Source organism: Inquilinus limosus DSM 16000 (genome assembly GCF_000423185.1).
Taxonomy (GTDB): domain Bacteria; phylum Pseudomonadota; class Alphaproteobacteria; order DSM-16000; family Inquilinaceae; genus Inquilinus; species Inquilinus limosus.
Map to the genome: position 1 here is coordinate 1 of NZ_AUHM01000030.1, position 16383 is coordinate 16383.

General features: G+C 68.7%; 13 protein-coding genes, 1 tRNA gene and 1 pseudogene. 7 read left to right on the plus strand and 8 right to left on the minus strand.

Going from position 1 to position 16383, the window contains the following annotated elements:
• From G537_RS0122385 to G537_RS45445, 4 genes and pseudogenes are all read right to left on the minus strand, one after another.
• On the minus strand, positions 1-221 hold a 221-nt coding region (locus tag G537_RS0122385), incomplete at its 3' end, for a helix-turn-helix domain-containing protein (protein WP_026872099.1).
• 100 nt (positions 222-321) lie between these two features.
• On the minus strand, positions 322-444 hold the full coding sequence (locus G537_RS45440) for a hypothetical protein (protein WP_281171500.1): 123 nt from the start codon (positions 442-444) through the stop codon (positions 322-324).
• 84 nt (positions 445-528) lie between these two features.
• Positions 529-1791, minus strand: coding sequence for a calcium-binding protein (locus G537_RS39310; protein ID WP_051248875.1), 1263 nt, complete (start codon positions 1789-1791; stop codon positions 529-531).
• Positions 1792-1979: 188 nt separating this feature from the next.
• A pseudogene (locus tag G537_RS45445) lies at positions 1980-2360 on the minus strand (calcium-binding protein); the annotation flags it as partial.
• 697 nt (positions 2361-3057) lie between these two features.
• Here G537_RS45445 and G537_RS0122405 point away from each other — a divergent pair.
• Positions 3058-3294, plus strand: coding sequence for a hypothetical protein (locus tag G537_RS0122405; protein WP_026872021.1), 237 nt, complete (start codon positions 3058-3060; stop codon positions 3292-3294).
• A gap of 84 nt (positions 3295-3378) precedes the next feature.
• On the opposite strand, the gene G537_RS39315 is transcribed toward G537_RS0122405, so the two are convergent.
• Positions 3379-6222, minus strand: coding sequence for a beta strand repeat-containing protein (locus G537_RS39315; RefSeq protein ID WP_051248877.1), 2844 nt, complete (start codon positions 6220-6222; stop codon positions 3379-3381).
• A 550-nt stretch (positions 6223-6772) separates the two neighbouring features.
• Here G537_RS39315 and G537_RS0122415 point away from each other — a divergent pair.
• Positions 6773-7807 (plus strand): LacI family DNA-binding transcriptional regulator, encoded by a 1035-nt coding sequence (locus G537_RS0122415; protein WP_026872022.1) that lies wholly within the window; start codon positions 6773-6775, stop codon positions 7805-7807.
• Between the two features lie 5 nt (positions 7808-7812).
• Here G537_RS0122415 and G537_RS0122420 read toward each other — a convergent pair whose 3' ends face one another.
• Positions 7813-8295, minus strand: coding sequence for an MmcB family DNA repair protein (locus G537_RS0122420; protein WP_051248879.1), 483 nt, complete (start codon positions 8293-8295; stop codon positions 7813-7815).
• Between the two features lie 279 nt (positions 8296-8574).
• Between G537_RS0122420 and G537_RS39320 the strand changes: the two genes are divergently transcribed.
• From G537_RS39320 to G537_RS0122435, 3 genes are all read left to right on the plus strand, one after another.
• The gene (locus G537_RS39320) at positions 8575-10380 is read left to right on the plus strand and encodes a type I secretion system permease/ATPase (RefSeq protein ID WP_051248882.1); all 1806 of its coding nucleotides are present in this window, start codon (positions 8575-8577) and stop codon (positions 10378-10380) included.
• 10 nt (positions 10381-10390) lie between these two features.
• A complete protein-coding gene (locus tag G537_RS0122430; RefSeq protein ID WP_051248884.1) occupies positions 10391-11695 on the plus strand; it encodes an HlyD family type I secretion periplasmic adaptor subunit in 1305 nt (434 codons plus the stop codon).
• 72 nt (positions 11696-11767) lie between these two features.
• A tRNA-Arg gene (locus G537_RS0122435) sits at positions 11768-11844 on the plus strand.
• 139 nt (positions 11845-11983) lie between these two features.
• Here G537_RS0122435 and G537_RS0122440 read toward each other — a convergent pair.
• On the minus strand, positions 11984-12370 hold the full coding sequence (locus tag G537_RS0122440) for a hypothetical protein (RefSeq protein ID WP_026872025.1): 387 nt from the start codon (positions 12368-12370) through the stop codon (positions 11984-11986).
• Between the two features lie 93 nt (positions 12371-12463).
• Between G537_RS0122440 and G537_RS0122445 the strand changes: the two genes are divergently transcribed.
• Positions 12464-13339, plus strand: coding sequence for a sigma-70 family RNA polymerase sigma factor (locus tag G537_RS0122445; RefSeq protein ID WP_026872026.1), 876 nt, complete (start codon positions 12464-12466; stop codon positions 13337-13339).
• A 517-nt stretch (positions 13340-13856) separates the two neighbouring features.
• Complete coding sequence (locus G537_RS0122450; protein WP_026872027.1) at positions 13857-15413, plus strand: FAD-dependent oxidoreductase; 1557 nt, start codon at positions 13857-13859, stop codon at positions 15411-15413.
• Here G537_RS0122450 and G537_RS0122455 read toward each other — a convergent pair.
• Positions 15398-16294, minus strand: a complete 897-nt coding sequence (locus G537_RS0122455; protein WP_034852669.1) for a polysaccharide deacetylase family protein — start codon at positions 16292-16294, stop codon at positions 15398-15400. The genes G537_RS0122450 and G537_RS0122455 overlap by 16 nt on opposite strands.
• Positions 16295-16383 lie beyond the last annotated feature (89 nt).

Genomic DNA, 16383 nt, shown 5'->3' on the forward strand with positions numbered 1-16383 from the left:
AGCCCCAGGATCTCCTCGGCATGGGCCTCGAGCCGCTGCGAGCGATGATCACCGCCCCGCGGTCGCGGCGCCACCGCGCCGGTACGCTGCCACTGCTCAACCCACTTGATCGCCGTCGAGGCGGCAACCCCGAAGCGCTTGGCCGCAGAGCGCCGCGTCATGCCGCCGTCCACCGCCCGAACCAGCCGGTCCCGGATGTCCATCGAAAGAGGTCGCGTCATGCAAGCTGGCCTCCCTCACCAGCCTGCATCTTGAATCAGAATTCCCAGCCTTCGGGAATCCCCCACGATTCCTGAAGATCGGAAAGTGCTCTAGGGACCGCTACAGCACGAAATCCGACGCGGTCAGGGCGTGGTCGGAATAGACGGTGATGATCGAGTCCGGGCTCTTGTCGCAGCCGGCGTTTGAGGTAAACGCCTGGCGGCCGTCGCCGAAATTAACCACCCGCGGTTGGCCCGCCGAATTCGGCTTCACATGGCGCGGCGGAAATGACGGCCCGGGCGCATGAGACGCCCGGGCCGACAGGAGTTACAGGACGAAATCGTCCGCCGTCAGCGTGACCGCCGTCATGAGGCGGATCTGCGCGTCGGCCGTTCCGTCGCCGTCGGCATCGACATAGACGGAGGTCTGGGTGGTGCCCAGGACGAAGCGGACCTCGCCGGCGGCGCCGCTGAATTCCGCCGTGCCGATGAAGCTGCCGCTGCCGCCCGTGATGCCCGACAGGTCGATCGTGTCGCCCTGGCTCTGCGAAAAGTCGTTGATCCGGTCGGGTGCGCTGGCGGCGGAACTCGTGGCGGAGGCGAAGACGAAGGTGTCCGCGCCCGCACCACCGCGCAGCACATCGGCGCCGCCGGCGCCGTTGAGCACATCGTCGCCGCCCCAGCCGTACAGGTAGTTGGAGGCACCGTTGCCGGTCAGGGTGTCCGCGAACTGGCTGCCGATGAGGTGCTCGATGCCGCTGTAGGTATCGCCGGCGGCGTCGCCGGTGTTGGCCGAGGGGCTGGCCAGGCTCGCCGTCACGCCGGCGGAGGCGTTGTCGTAGAGGGCGCTGTCGTAGCCGGCGCCGCCGGTTAGGACATCGGCCCCGGCGCCACCGACGAGTTGGTCGTCGCCGGCACCGCCGTTGAGGTTGTCGGCGCCAGCGCGGCCGTTGAGCCGGTTCACACCGGCATCGCCGACCAGGGTGTCATTGATATTGGAGCCGGCGATATTCTCGACGCCGGTGATGGTGTCCCCCTGGGCCTGGCCGCCGCTGCCCCTGCCGGTCCCGAGGTTGACCGAGACGCCGACGGACGAGTCCCAATAATCGATCCAATCCACCCCGGCGCCGCCGTTGAGCGCGTCGGCGCCCGCGCCGCCCTGAAGATAATCATTGCCGGCGCCGCCGCTGAGGGTGTTCGCGCCCGCGCTGCCGTAGAAGCGGTCGGCCTGGGCGGACCCGGTCAGGTTCTCGATCCCGGTCAGCGTGTCGCCCTCGGCGTCACCGCCCGAGGCGGTGCCGGCGGCGAGATCGACCGTGACGCCGGCCGCCGAGGCCCCATAGGCCGCGGTATCGGTTCCCGCACCGCCGTTCAGCACATCCGCGCCCACGCCACCCTGCAGGAGATCGTTGCCGTTGCCGCCGAACAGACGGTCGCCGCCGGCGGTGTCGTACAAGTCGTCGTTGCCGTCGCCGCCATCCAGAGTATCCGCGCCGGCCCCGCCGCGGAGTTGATCGGCGCCGCCGAAGCCTCTCAGCACATTCGCACTGTCATTGCCGGCGATATAGTCGTTGAAAGACGTACCGCCCAAATTCTCGATATTCGTCAGCGTGTCGCCCGTGGCTGCGCCGCCGATCTGATTGTTCTGCAGATTGATCGAGATCCGCGAGGTCTCCTGGCTGTAGTTGGCCGTGTCGATCCCGGCACCACCGTTCAGGCGGTCCGCGCCGGCTCCACCCGTGAGAGTGTCGTTGCCGTCCCGCCAGCCAGGGTGTCATTCCCGTCTGCGCCGGTGAGAGTGTTCGCCCCGGCATCGCCGGTCAGCGTGTCGTTGAAGGCGCCGCCTCTGAGATTCTCGATTCCGCTCAGCGTGTCGCCCGCGGCCGCGCCGCCGGTGGCGCCGGTCGCCAGATTAACGGTGACCCCCGCGGAGAGCCCGTTCTGGCGGAACCAGTCGGCGGTATCGCTGCCGGCGCCGCCGACAAGCCTGTCGGCACCTGCCTCGCCGGTGAGGAGATCGTTCCCATCGCCGCCATTCAGAGTGTCGTTGCCGCCGCCGCCCTGCAGCTGGTCGTCGCCGCCCAGGCCGTTCACGGTATCGGCTTCGCCATCATTGCCGTAGAGCTGGTCGTTGCCCGCGGTGCCGTTGACTATCGCCATTGCCGCCTTCCCTCCAAGATGTCGCGTGGGTGCATCGCGTTCCGCCGGCGCCGAATGCGTGTGTCGCGAGCAGAAAGACTCGCCGGTGGATGATTTAGTAAAATTGTCGCAACAGGCAGGACAAATCGCCTATCAATGCGATTCAGTACCAAAATTTGTGCATTGAGCAAGACTTTTGTTATCCACTGTCCTATGGAATTATATTTTCTTATTAGAAATGAAAGAACATTGGTAACTGAATTGTCATGATACAAGGAATTGAGACCGTCAAATTTCTGACAGATCAGACCAGGCCATCTCAGCGCAACATGACCGGGCGCCCGGCCCCCTTGACCGCCCTACAGCACGAAATCCGCCGCGGTCGGGGCGTGGTCGGAATAGACGGTGATGATCGCATCCGCCGTCTGTCGCCATTGGCGTCGAGATAGACGCCCCTGGCGGCCGCCCGCGGACGCGACGTCCGCACCTCCGCGCCGGCGCCGGCATTAGGCCCCGAAGGCCCGAATAGGGGACCGTGCTCTGCGCCACGTCCGAATAGGCGAAGATGTCGTCGTCGGCCTCGCCTGAGATGATGTCGTTCTCGCTGCGCTCAGGCCCGCATCGGCATCACCGATCCTGAAACGGACAGTCAGCATTGACATCAGGAGCAGAGTTCAAAATATTGCATAAAATAATATGAAATATCCCAGACTGAATCATGTACGACGTGTCCATCCAGTTTCCGCAGGACGGGCCGCAACGGCCCGAGGACAAGAAGCACGCCGTACCGAGGCGGGCTCCCCGGAAGCCGAACAGCCAGATGCTCGCCGCCGGCGCCCGTGCCGGCGGGGTTTCGCCCGATGTCGCCTGGCGGATCTATGGAGCAATGCTGGACGCCGCTGGGCTCGACCCGTCCGACACTGTTTTCGTCGCCAAGGGCCCTCAGGCTGCGTGAACAACCTCGCCGGCGGCCGCGAGCGCCCTGACGTCACAGTGAAAACGACCGGGCGCTTGCGACAGCGCCCGGTCCGAAGCGAGGCTACAGCACGAAATCCGCCGCGGTCAGGGCGTGGTCGGAATAAACGGTGATGATCGCATCCGGCGTCTTGTCGCCGTTGACCTCGAGATAGACGCCCTGGCGGCCGTCGCCGAAATCGACCACCCGCACCTGCCCGGCGGCGGCGGTGAAGTTGCCGGTGCCGAAGGCGAAGGCGGTGTCGCCGTTGCCGGTGTTGCTGTCGGCGTCGATGCCGGACAGGTCGATCCGGTCGCCCGTCGTGAAGTCGGCGATCACGTCCTTGCCCGAGGCGGCCACGGTGCTGTCGCCGATCGCGGCGTAGACGAAGCTGTCGTTGCCGGCCCCGCCCTTCAGCGTGTCGGCCCCCGCCCCGCCGGTGAGCACGTCGTCGCCCGCACCGCCCCAGAGCCCGTTGTTGCCGCCATTGCCGGACAGGGTGTCGTTCGCGTTGGACCCGACCAGGTTCTCGACCCCGGTCAGGGTGTCGCCTTCGGCATCGCCGCCGATGCCGGTGCCGGTGGCGAGGTCGACCGTCACCCCGGCCCGGCTGGCGGTGTAGGAGGCGGTGTCGATACCGGCGCCGCCGGTGATGGCATCGGCCCCGGCCGCGCCCTGGAGGCTGTCATTGCCGTCGCCGCCGTCGATCTCGTCGTCGCCGGCGCCGCCCCACAGCGAGTCGATGCCGGCTCCGCCGGAGACGACGTCGTTCTCGCTGCCGGCATCGACGGAGTCGTTGCCGCCGCCGCCATTGATGGTGTCGGTCCCGGCCCCGCCGCGGAGGATGTTGTCGGCGGCGCTGCCGGTGAGCTGGTCCGCATTGCCGGAGCCGATGAGGTTCTCGATGGCGGTCAGCGTGTCGCCCTGGGCGTCGCCGCCCGACGCCGTGCCGGCCTGCAGATTGACCGTGACCGCCGCGGCCGAGCCTTCGTAGCTGGCGAAGTCCGAGCCGTCGGCGCCGTTCAGCGTGTCGGCACCCGCGCCGCCGCGGAGCGTATCGTCGCCGGCGCCGCCGGCCAGCACATTGGCCCCCGCCGCGCCGATCAGGGTGTCGTTGAAGGCGGAGCCGTTCACGTTCTCGATCGTTGCCAGCGTGTCGCCCTCGGCGTCGCCCCCGGCGCCGGTGCCGGCGGTGAGGTCGACCATCACCCCGGCCGCCGAATCCCCATAGCCCGCCGTGTCGGTGCCGGCACCGCCGATCAGGCTGTCGGTGCCGGCGCCGCCGCGCAGCCCGTCGTCGCCGTCATGGCCGTCGAGGACGTTGGCGCCGTCGCTGCCGATCAGGCTGTCGTTGAAGGTGGTGCCGGTGGCGTTCTCGATGCTGGTCAGCGTGTCGCCGACGCCCACGCCGCCGACGGTGCCGATCGCCAGGTTGACGGTCACGGCGGCGACCTGCCCCTCGCGGCTGTAGTCGACGGTGTCGTTGCCGTCGCCGCCATTGATCACGTCGTTGCCGTTGGCTCCGCCGCCGTTCTGACCCTGGCCGCTGCCACCCGACAGGATGTCGTCGCCGCCGCCGCCGTTGATGACGTCGTCGCCCTGATGGCCGTGGATGTAGTTCGCCCCATCGTCGCCGGTCAGCTGGTCGCCGTTCAGGGTGCCTTCGAGATTCTCGATGCTGTCGAAGGTGTCGCCCGCCGCGTTGCCGCCGCTGGCGGTGTTGGTCGCCAGATTCACCGTGACCGCAACGGACTCGCCGGAGTAGTTGGCCGTGTCGCTGCCGTTGCCGCCGACGAGGGAATCGGCGCCGGCCCCGCCCTGCAGGGAATCGTCGCCGTCCCCGCCGTCCAGGGTGTTGGCACCGGCGGCGCCGGCCAGGCGGTCGTCGTGGCTCGAACCGCGCAGATTCTCGATCGCGGTCAACGTGTCGCCCTCGGCGTCGCCGCCCGAGGCGACGGCGGCGGCCAAGTCGATGATGACCGCGGCGGCAGAGCCCTCGTAGCTGGCGAAGTCGACCCCGTCGCCGCCATTGAGGGTGTCGGCGCCCGCGCCGCCACGGAGCGTGTCGTTGCCGGCCTGACCGTTCAGGATATTGGCGCCGGTGTTGCCGGTCAGGATGTCGTCGGCCAGGTTGGACCCGTTCAGGTTCTCGATCCCGGTCAACGTGTCGCCTTCGGCGTCGCCGCCGGTACCGGTGCCGGTGGTGAGATCGACCGTGACCCCGGCCACCGAGTCGCCGTAGCCCGCGGTGTCGTTGCCGGCGCCGCCGATCAGGCTGTCGGCCCCGGCGCCGCCGCGCAGCCCGTCATCGCCGTCATGGCCGTTGAGGACGTTGGCGCCGGCGTCGCCGATCAGGCTGTCGTCGAAGGTGGTGCCGGTGACGTTCTCGATGCTGGCGTAGGTGTCGTCCGCGGCCACGCCGCCCTTGGCGCCGGTCGCCAGGTTGACGCTGACCGCGGCCTGCTGCCCTTCGCGGCTGTAGTCGACGGTATCGTTCCCATCGCCGCCGTTCAGGACGTCGGCGCCGTAGGTCGCGCCGGTCCCGGCGCCGCTGCCCCCCGACAGGATGTCGTCGCCGGCGCCGCCGTTCAGGGTGTCGTTGCCCGGGCTGCCGTGCAACCAGTTCGCCCCGGCATCGCCGGTGAGCGTGTCGTTGTACTGGCTGCCGACAACGTTCTCGATGCCGGTGAAGCTGTCGCCCGCGGCGTGCCCGCCCGACGCAGCGCCGGTGGCCAGGTTGATCACGACGGCCGCGTTCGAGTTGCCGTAGCTGATGGCGTCGATGCCGTCGCCGCCGTTCAGCACGTCGGCGCCCGCCAAGCCCTCCATGATGTCATTGCCGGCTAGGCCGTTGATGGTGTCGGCGCTGGCCGTGCCGGTGAGAGTGTCGAGACCGTCGTTCCCCGCCGTACCGTTGATATTCGCCATGGCGATCCCTCTCGATTGAGTTTTGCTCACGCCGTAGCAAGAAAAATCCGATTCTGGAAAAAGCGCTAGAAGAATCTATTGAGTCTTGATTTGCTACTTTAAGACAAATTGCAATCAATATGAATCAAAGATCGGAGCGTTTTCAAAAACAAGAAGATTTCTTTATTTAGGTCATATTATTTCGCGAAACAGAAAATGAAGATATCGCGACATGCTGCATCCAGGAATGGCCGTCTTTCCACTTTTTACTGCTCAGCAACAACAAATGCCTCATCGCGCGGGAGGTGCGATGAGGCGCCATCCGATGCCGGCGCGCGAGCGACGATCTTCCAGCGGATCTGGCAATCGTTTGCCAAATAGTGGCAACGTTACCGCTCTTTGCAACGCCTTTTCGCAAGGCTAATGGGGGGCTTTCGACCGACCGCATTGGCCGACAACCGTGCTCGCGACGGCGCATCGCCGCCGGCCGGCATGAGAGGCGGCAAAATGAGAAAGCCTAGGCAGGACCATGGGAAGGTGCCCCAGGGACGGCAGGACGTTCGGCCCGCTCATGCGCGACGTGGCGCGGCTGGCCGGCGTTGCGACGTCGACGGTCAGCCGCGCCCTGGCCAATCCCGGCCGGGTCAACGAGAAGACCCGCCGCCGGATCATCGCCGCGGTCGAGCAGCTCGGCTATGTTCCCAACGCCGCCGCCCGGAGCCTGCGTATCGGCACCTCCGACATCGTCATGGCCGTGCTGTCGCAGCCGGCGATCGCCAACGATGCCTCGCAGATCATGTCCGAGGTGCTGCAGAGCGCCGCCGCCACCCTCTCGGACGCCGGCTTCAACCTCATCATCGCCAGCCGCAGTCGTGTTGCGGCAGCGGAGAAGCACATTCCCGACCTGGCGGTCGGCGGCATCGTCCGCGGCGCGATCGTGCTGGGATCGACAGAGCTGCCGTCCCACGGACGGCGGTCGCTCGCCGGCGCCGGCGTCCCGCTCGTGTCGGTGTTGAACGACCGCAGCGCGGAGGGCATCCCGAGCGTGGTCGCCGACGACCGCGAGGCGATGCGCGATGCGGTGCTGCAGCTGATCGGACTGGGCCACCGGTCGTTCTTCTACGTCGCCGGGCCGGCCGGCAACTATCACGAGGCCGAGCGGTCCGGCGGCCTGGTGGACGCGCTGGCAGCCGCCGGCCTGCCCAGCCGCGCGGTGATCCGCCACAACGGCGCCCCTTCGTTCCAGACCGGCTTCCGGAGCGGCGTCGAGGCCGCCCGGGCCTGGCTGGCGCTGAAGCGGCGGCCGACGGCGGCGGTCGCCTGCTGGGACGACGCCGCGATCGCCTTCATGGGCACGGTCCGGGCGCAGGGCGTGGCCGTGCCCGGGGACCTGTCCGTCCTCGGCTTCGACGGCGCCCCGGTCGGCACCTTCTGCGAGCCGCCGCTGAGCACGATCCGGCAGCCGACGGCGGCCCTCGGGGCCAAGGCGGCGGAGATCCTGCTGACGCTGCTGGACGGCGACGCCGATGTCCCGCTCAGGACGGTGCTGCCGAACCAGCCGCTGCCGCGCGCCAGCACGGCCCCGCCGCGAAGGGCGCGCGCCTAGCAGCCTCAGATCGCGCCGGTGCCGCGCCAGCCGACCAGCGCGCCCTCATCCTCCAGCAGGTGCAGACGCTGGGCCGCGACCCGGGCGAAGTCCAGCACCAGCGCCTTGCGCCGCGGCGGCGGCAGGCGGTGCTCCGGCGGCGGGCGCAGCAGCACGGCGTCGAAGCCGTCGGCGACGATCAGGCCGCAATCCGGGCCGATCAGCTCCTGCGGGAAATCCTCCGGCACGGCGAAGCAGAAGCGGTCGCAATAGGCGGCGTAGTTCGGCCATTTCCGGTCGCCGCGAAAATCGGCGATCGAGACCTTGACCTCGACCACGGTGATGCCGCCCGCCCCGTCGACCGCGAAGATGTCGGCGCGGCGGCCGTCGGGCAGCCCGAACTCCGGCAGGCTGGCCTGGCCGGCGGCGGCGAACCAGCGGCGGACGCCGCGCGTGACCTGCGCTGTCTGCAGCCGGGCCAGGGAGTCGATGTTGCTTCTTTGTTCCATGCAGGAACCATCCTAACCCCCCGCCGGCCGGCCGCCAAGGGCGAAGGGATCGGTCGCGAAAAAGTCAGGATTTTGCCAAGCGAAGCGCGGAATCTGTCGCGACAATCGGTGTTCCCTGTGACACAATTACAAAGCTCGGAATGAATTAATCAATTACGGGTCCAAAAGGGGATTCAGCTCGCTTTCCGGTAGCGGAGCGGTCTGCTTCCTGACCAGTATAATGTATAAGGATGTCGGCCGGGGCGGCAGGCCCGGTGGGCCGATAAGGGGACAAAGATTATGGCGAAGACCGAATCGACACCGCCGAGCGCCGCCCGCCGGGCCCTGCAGTCGGTCAGGCCCTGGTTCCTGGTGGCAGGGGCGTTCAGCTTCGCCACCAACCTGCTGGTCATGGTCTCGCCGATCTATTCTTACCAGATCTTCGACCGGGTTCTGGGCAGCGCGCATGTCGAGACGCTGGTGTTCCTGACCCTCGTCGCCTGCTTCGCCTTCATCATCCTCGGCTGGCTCGACGGGCTGCGCTCCGCCCTCCTCGCCCGGATCGGCACCCGGTTCGAGCGCCAGCTGGCCGGCACGCTGGTCGAGACCGGGGTGAACGGCGCGGTGCTGGGCGCCCCGGTGGGCGGCCAGGCGCTGCGCGACCTGGGGCAGATCCGCGCCTTCATCGGCGGCCCGGCGATCGGCCCGCTGTTCGACGCGCCCTGGGCGCCGGTCTTCATCATCGTCATGTTCCTGCTGCACTGGGCGCTCGGGGTGACGGCGCTGGTCTCCGCCATCGTCCTGTTCGGCCTGGCGCTGGCGAACGAGAAGATGCTGCGCGGCCCGACCACCGAGGCCAACAAGCTGCAGGTCACCGCCCAGCGCCAGGCGGAGGGCGCGATCCGCAGCGCCGAGACGGTGCGCGCCATGGGCATGCTGCCGGCGCTGCTGGCCCGCTGGCGCCGCGACCAGGAAGCGGCGCTGCAGGGGCAGGAGCACGGCGCCGACCTGTCGTCGATCATCAGCGGCGCCTCGAAATTCGTCCGCATCTTCGTGCAGAGCCTGGTGATGGGCGTCGGCGCCTATCTGCTGCTGCATGGCGAGCTGACCTCGGGCGGCATGATCGCCGGGTCGATGCTGCTGTCCCGCGCGCTGGCCCCGGTCGAGCAGGCGATCAGCTCCTGGCGCCAGTTCATCAGCGCCCGCCAGGCCTATGACTCGATCGAGAAGATCCTGACCGCCCTGCCGAAGCGCCGCGACGGGCTGACCCTGCCGCCGCCGAGCGGCAAGGTGCAGATCGACAAGCTGGTGTTCCTGGCGCCGCAGAACCGGACGCCGATCATCAAGCGGGTCAGCTTCGAGATCGCGGCCGGCGAGGTGCTGGGCGTGGTCGGCCCCTCGGCCTCGGGCAAGAGCACGCTGTGCCGCCTGCTGGTCGGCATCTACCCGGCGAGTGACGGCGCGGTCCGCCTGGACGGGGCCGACTTGGCGCAGTGGTCGCCGGAGACGCTGGGGCCCCATATCGGCTATCTGCCGCAGGCGGTCGACGTGTTCCCCGGCACCGTCGCCGAGAACATCGCCCGCATGGGCGAGGTCGATTCCGACGCGGTGGTGGCGGCGGCGCAGCTGGCCGGCGTGCACGACATGATCGTGCGGCTGCCGCAGGGCTACGACACGCCGATCGGGGATGGCGGGGTGCCGCTGTCCGGCGGCCAGCGCCAGCGCGTCGGCCTGGCCCGCGCCGTGTTCGGCCAGCCCAAGCTGGTGGTGCTGGACGAGCCCAACTCCAACCTCGACGCGGATGGCGAGGCGGCGCTGATGGCCACGATCGCCGGGCTGAAGGCCCGGGGCACGACCGTGGTCCTGGTCGCGCACCGTCCGCAGATCCTCGCCGACGCCGACCGCCTGCTGGTGATGCGCGACGGCGAGATCGCCTTGCTGGGACCGCGGGCCGAGGTGCTGGCCCGCATCGCTGGACCACGCGCCGCCGAGACCGCGCCGGCGCCAAAGGGAAGTTCGGAAAATGTCGCTTATCCCTCAGGAGCCTGGACAGCCACAGCCGCCGGCCGTCCGCAGCAGCCCTCGCCTGCCCGCTCCGCCGGATGAAACGGCGACGGTGCTGCGGCGGAACGCCCGCGCCCTGAACCGCCTGAGCCTGATCGGCGGCGCCGTCATTGGCGTCTTCATCTTCGGCTTCGGCGCCTGGGCCGCGGTGGCGCCGCTGGCCAGCGCCGCGATCGCCAACGGTGTGGTCAGCCCGGAAGGCAACCGCCGCACGGTGCAGCATCTCGAGGGCGGCATCATCCGCGAGCTGCTGGTCAAGGACGGCGCCGAGGTCAAGGCCGGCGACACCCTGCTGGTGCTGGACGACACGCGCGACTTGGCGGCCTATGATTCGGTGCGCATGCAGCGCCTGGCCGACATCACGGCGCTGGCCCGGCTGGATGCCGAGCAATCCGGCGCGGCATCGATCACCCTGCCGCAGGAGGTGCTGGACGATGCGGCGGCCAACCCGGTGGCCGCGGCCCTGGTGCGGGCGCAGCAGGAGCAGTTCAAGTCGCGCCGGGAATCGATCCTGGGCCAGAAATCGGTGCTGGAGCAGCGCATCGCCCAGAGCCGCGCCGACATCGAGGGGCTGCGCGCCCAGATCGTCGCCGGCGACACCCAGTTGGCCCTGATCCAGGAAGAGATCAACGGCGTCGCGCCGCTGGTGGCCAAGGGGCTGGAGCGCAAGACCCGCCTCCTGGAGCTGCAGCGCGGCCAGGCGCGGATCGCCGGCGAGAAGGCCTCCGACGTGTCCGCCATCGCCAAGGCCGAGCAGATCATCGGCGAGAGCCAGATGCGGATGCTGGCGCTGGACAGCGACTTCCGCGACAAGATCGCGGAGGAGCGTGCCACCACCCAGAAGGAGCTGGCGCAGTTGGAGGAGAAGATGCGCTCCGCCGGCGACGTGGTCGGCCGCACCCGCATCGTGGCGCCGGTCGACGGCGTGGTGGTGAACCTGAAGTACCACACGCTCGGCGGCGTGATTCAGCCCGGCGCCCCGATCCTGGAGCTGGTGCCGAAGAACGATCGGCTGGTGATCGACGTGCAGGTGCAGCCGCACGACATCGACACGGTGCGCGAGGGCCAGTCGGCGCTGGTGCGCTTCACCGCCTATCACCAGCGCAACATGCCGCGGATCGACGGCAAGGTGATCTACGTCGCGGCCGACAGCACCCAGGACGAGCAGACCAAGCGCTCCTACTTCCTGGCCAAGGTCGAGGTCGACCCGACGCTGCTGAAGCAGGTGGCGCCGCAGATCAATCTTTCCGCGGGCATGCCGGCCGAGGCCTCGATCCAGACCGGCACCCGCACCGCCCTGCAATACGCCGTCGACCCGCTGGTCCACGCCTTCCAGCGCAGCTTCGTCGAGGACTGAACGGGCGGATATTCGCGCGGCATCACGGCGGGGGTGTCATCGCCCCCGCCGGCTTGCTATAAGGGCGCCCGGGTCCCCGTAGCTCAGCAGGATAGAGCGGCTGCGTCCTAAGCAGCGGGTCGGGAGTTCGAATCTCTCCGGGGACGCCACCCTGCAGCTTCGGATGGCAGGCCATTTCGCTATGCCGCCATTCGACCGATGATCGCGCAGACGAGCGCGAGCCCGAGCACCGTCGTGGTCACGGCATTCGTCCTTTCGGCGCGGGACAGCGCCGCGGACACCTCCGCCTCAGGCGCCGCTGCTGCAGGCCCCCTCGGCCGTTTTGACCGCATCGATCCACTTCCTCTCGGCGATCCGGTTGGCCGACGCACCGAGCACGAGCGCGAGGGCCGTCAGGCCGACGCTGAGGCTCCCCCACAGATCGCTCGAACTTGCCAATCTGTACATCCCTTCCACCAGGAGCATCGAAACGCCGGTGATGACCGTCAGGAACGCCAGCACCGCGTAGAAGGGACCGGCGCCGCGGCGCCGCGCCAGCGTCAGCAGGAATCCGACGGCTGACGGGCCTGCCTGCGCGGCGGCGGGGCCGATGATGAGGACGTAGAAGACGGCCGCGCCGAACCAGGTTCCGAGCAGGCCGGTGAAGACGAGGATCAAAGGACTGGCCGATTGCATGTGACGCCTCCTTCCAGCGGGGCCGCCGGCTGTCACGTCGGCCTCGCCATGTCCGTCAACAGAATGACGGACGACGATGGCAAGATGTGACGTATGGCCCGGGACCAATGGCTGGCGGAGCGGTTCGAAGCCGATCGCAGGCGGCTGCGTGAGGTCGCCTATCGCCTGCTCGGCTCCTCGACGGAGGCGGATGACGCCGTGCAGGAAGCATGGCTGCGCCTCAGCCGCTCCGATACCGGAGGCATCGACAATCTGAGCGGATGGCTCACCACCGTGGTGGCGCGGATCTGCCTCGACATGCTGCGCGCCCGAAGGACGCGCGAGGAGACGCTCGCGGCGCTGGCGGACCGGTCGGCTGCCGCGAATGACATCGCGGATTTCGAACAGGAAGAGCTGGTCGCCGATGCGGTCGGCCTCGCCCTGGCGATCTTGCTGGACAAGCTCACCCCTCCCGAACGAGTAGAGTTCGTCCTGTACGACGTGTTCGACATCCCCTTCCGCGAGATCGCTCCGATCCTCGGGCGCACCACGGCGACGGCGCGACAGCTGGCGAGCCGGGCGCGCCGCCAGGTGCGAGGCCGCTCCGCGATCGGGGCTGCCGAACTGAGCGGAAGGCGGCGAGTTGCCGCCGAGTTTCTGGACGCGGTTCGTGCCGGCAATATGGATGCGGTCGTGGCGCTGCTCGACCCGAATGTCGTGATCCGCGTCGACGCATCCGCGTCTCCCGGACGCAGGCCGGTGGAGGCGCGCGGGCCCATGGCGGTTGCGAGGGGCGCTCTGGCTTTCGCAGCGCGCGCCCGGTCCGCAACGGTGATGCTGGTCAACGGGGCGCCCGGAATTGCGGCCGCACAGGGCGGCCGCCTGCGATACGCGCTGGCGATGGACATCGCGGAAGGGCGGATCCGGACGATCGACGTCATCGGCGATACCGTCCGCCTGAGCCAGATCGAGTTCGCCACGATCGACTGATCCTTCCGCCTGCTTCCCCTCAGCTCGCTCGCCGGCTGGGCCCCTTGAGCAAACCGCCGAGGGAGCGCAGATGCGCATCCGGCGATGCGGCAGGACGCCCGCCTCGCCGGGAAGCGCAGGCGCCAGATTATGAGAGATAATACCTATTATCGGAATAAACGGAACGCAGCGGAACGGCGTTGCGCGCGGGGCAGACTTGCCGGAAGATCGTCCCAGTGACGATCCATCCGGGCGCCTCGGCAGGGGTGCGATGGCGAGGGGCCCGGACGTCGCCGCCGTTCGAAAAGATCTGCTGTGGGGGAGATCCGGACCAGCTAGTCCCATACCCGATGACGGGGTCGACGGTGCTGCGCGGCAGCATGCCGGTCCGCCCGTCATCCGATCCGGACGATCCGGTGGAGCGCCGGTCGGCATGCGCGTGGAGCCGATGCCGAGCGACCCGCTCCGATCGACCGACAGGGATGGCACGCCCGGGATCGGCCTTGTCGCAGCCGATCCATAGTCATGGAGATTGGCTTTGCGACATTACGATGCCGTCGTCTACGGCGCGACCCCGGCGGGGATCGTCGCCGCCAGCCTGATGGGGAAGCTGGGGCTGCGCGTCCTGCTGCTGGAGCAGACGTCGCATCTGGGCGGGCTGATGACGAGCGGACTGAACGCGACCGACCTGATCGGCAACGGGTCCGGCCTGCGCGGCGCCGCCCGGGAGGTGTTCAAGCGGGCCGGCGCCGCCTATAGCAGCCCGGACCTTGAGTTCCGGGCCGAGCCGCATGTCCTGGGCCGGATCCTGCGGGGCCTGCTGGCCGAGGCGGATGTCGAGACCAGGACCGGGGCCCGGATCTCGTCGGTCGCCAAGACCGGCCCCGCCCTGGGTCACGCGACGCTGGAGGATGGCGGCCGGGTCGGTGCCGATTTCTGGATCGACGCGACCTATGAAGGCGACCTGCTGCCCCTGGCCGAGGTGTCCCACGCCATCGGTCGCGAGGGCAGCGACGCCCATGCGGAATCGCTCGCCGGGCGGCGTCCCTTGGGCTCGATGCTGCCGCCCCCGCTCGACGAGCCGACCCCGGCCCGGGACGACCAAGGAAAGCTGCTGCCCTTCCTGACGCCGCCCGACGGGATGAAGCCGGGCCAGGCCGATTCACGGCTGCAGTCCTTCTGCTATCGCCTGACGCTGACGCGCAGCCCCGACAATCGGATCCCCATCCCCGAACCGGACAGCTACGACGGCCGGGAGATGGAGCTGTTCCGGCGGCTGACCTTGTCGGCCCGGAAGAAGGGCGCGGGCAGCGTTTCCATCGTCCACGGCACCACCTTCAATTCGGTGTTCTTCAACCTGGCCCAGCTGAAGGGCGGCAAATACGACATGAACTCCGGCCACGCGGCGCCGATCAACCTGCCGCTGGCGGACATGGACTGGCTGAACGCCGGCCCGGACGGCAGGCGCAGGATCGCCTACCGGTACCGGGAATACACGGCGAAGATCCTGCACTTCATCCGCCACGACGAGAGCGTGCCGGAGGAGACGCGGCGCTTCTTCTCCGAATTCGGCTTCTGCCGCGACGAGTACCAGGACACGGCGGGCTGGCCGCCGGCGCTGTATGTCCGCGAGGGGCGCCGCCTCGCCGGCTGCGATCTCCTGACCGAGCACGACGTCCTGAACGGCCGGACGGATGCGGCGGATATCGGGCTGGCCCGCTATCCGCTGGACTGCAAGCCGATCCAGTGGACGGCGACCCCCGACGGCAAGCACGCCGTCCGGGAAGGCATGATGTTCAAGAAGGTGCCCAAGCCCTATGGCATGCGCTTCGGCATGCTGCTGCCCAGGCCGGAAGAGGCCGCCAACCTGCTGGTCCCCGTCGCCGCCTCCGCCACGCATGTCGCCTTCGCCAGCCTGCGGATGGAGCCGCACTGGATGACCCTGGGGGCGGCGGCGGGCGCCGCCATCGTCCTGGCGACGCGGCGGCGCACCGCGCTGCACGCCCTGGCCCCCAGCGCCGTCAGGGCGCTGGCGGAGGAGGACCTGCCGCCGACGCCGCAGCGCTGGACCGGGACCGATCAGGCCGTCGCGTAGGCCTGCCTGTACCAGTCCGCGATCTCGCCGCCGGTGGCGAGCCAGACGTCGCGGTGCGAGGCGATGTGGGCCAGCGCCCCGGCGAAATGCTTCGCCCGGTGCGGATGGCCGATCAGGAACGGGTGCAGGGCGATGCCCATCACCCTGCCGGTCGTGGCGCCATCCTCGTAGAGGACATCGAACTGGTCGCGGATCGTCTGCGCGAACTGCTCGCCCGTCTGGCCCTGGAAGAGGAAGGCGTTGAAGTCGTTGATCTCGATCGAATAGGGCAGCGACAGCATCGAGCCGGACTTCACCCGCATCGGATAGGGCTGTTCGTCGTTCACCCAGTTGGCGACGTAGCCGATGCCGGCCTCGGCCAGCAGGTCGAGCGTCCGGTGCGATTCCGTCAGGGCCGGGCTGAGCCAGCCGCGCGGCCGCGCACCGGTGGCCTGGCCGATGGTGTCGACCACGCTGCGGATGATCTCCCGCTCCTCTTCCTCCGGCTGGGCGTGGATCAGCGTCGAGTTGGTGACGCCATGGCCCATCCACTCCCAGCCGAGCGCCCGCCCGGCCTCGATGATGCGCGGATAGTGCCGGACGACATCGGAGTTGAGCGCCACCGTGCCCTTGAAGCCGTGCTTCTCCATCACCTCCATCAGCCGCCAGATGCCGACGCGGACGCCGTAGTCGCGCCAGGAATAGTTCAGCACGTCGGGGACCAGGCCGGCGGTGTGCGGGTTGATCGCGCTGGACGGCCGGTCGAACAGGAAATGCTCGATGTTCGGGATCACCCAGACCGCCACCCGGGCGCCGTTCGGCCAGCGCAAGGGCGGGCGGTCGACGATGGCGGAGTACGGGAACCGGTCGTGATGCTGCGGCGTGGCGATGTCCTGGGGCATGGCGGCCTCCTTCGGTGAGACTGTTCGCCGTCAAGATGAGTTCGCCGGACATTCCGGAGAACTGGGCTATAGTTCCGGACACTTGCGAC

Coding starts and splice junctions, on each gene's coding strand:
- G537_RS39320 (WP_051248882.1), top strand. CDS start 8,575: ATGGCGAAGACCGAATCGACACCGCCGAGCGCCGCCCGCCGGGCCCTG.
- G537_RS0122445 (WP_026872026.1), top strand. CDS start 12,464: ATGGCCCGGGACCAATGGCTGGCGGAGCGGTTCGAAGCCGATCGCAGG.
- G537_RS0122420 (WP_051248879.1), bottom strand. CDS start 8,295: ATGGAACAAAGAAGCAACATCGACTCCCTGGCCCGGCTGCAGACAGCG.
- G537_RS0122455 (WP_034852669.1), bottom strand. CDS start 16,294: ATGCCCCAGGACATCGCCACGCCGCAGCATCACGACCGGTTCCCGTAC.
- G537_RS0122440 (WP_026872025.1), bottom strand. CDS start 12,370: ATGCAATCGGCCAGTCCTTTGATCCTCGTCTTCACCGGCCTGCTCGGA.
- G537_RS0122415 (WP_026872022.1), top strand. CDS start 6,773: ATGCGCGACGTGGCGCGGCTGGCCGGCGTTGCGACGTCGACGGTCAGC.
- G537_RS0122405 (WP_026872021.1), top strand. CDS start 3,058: ATGTACGACGTGTCCATCCAGTTTCCGCAGGACGGGCCGCAACGGCCC.
- G537_RS39315 (WP_051248877.1), bottom strand. CDS start 6,222: ATGGCGAATATCAACGGTACGGCGGGGAACGACGGTCTCGACACTCTC.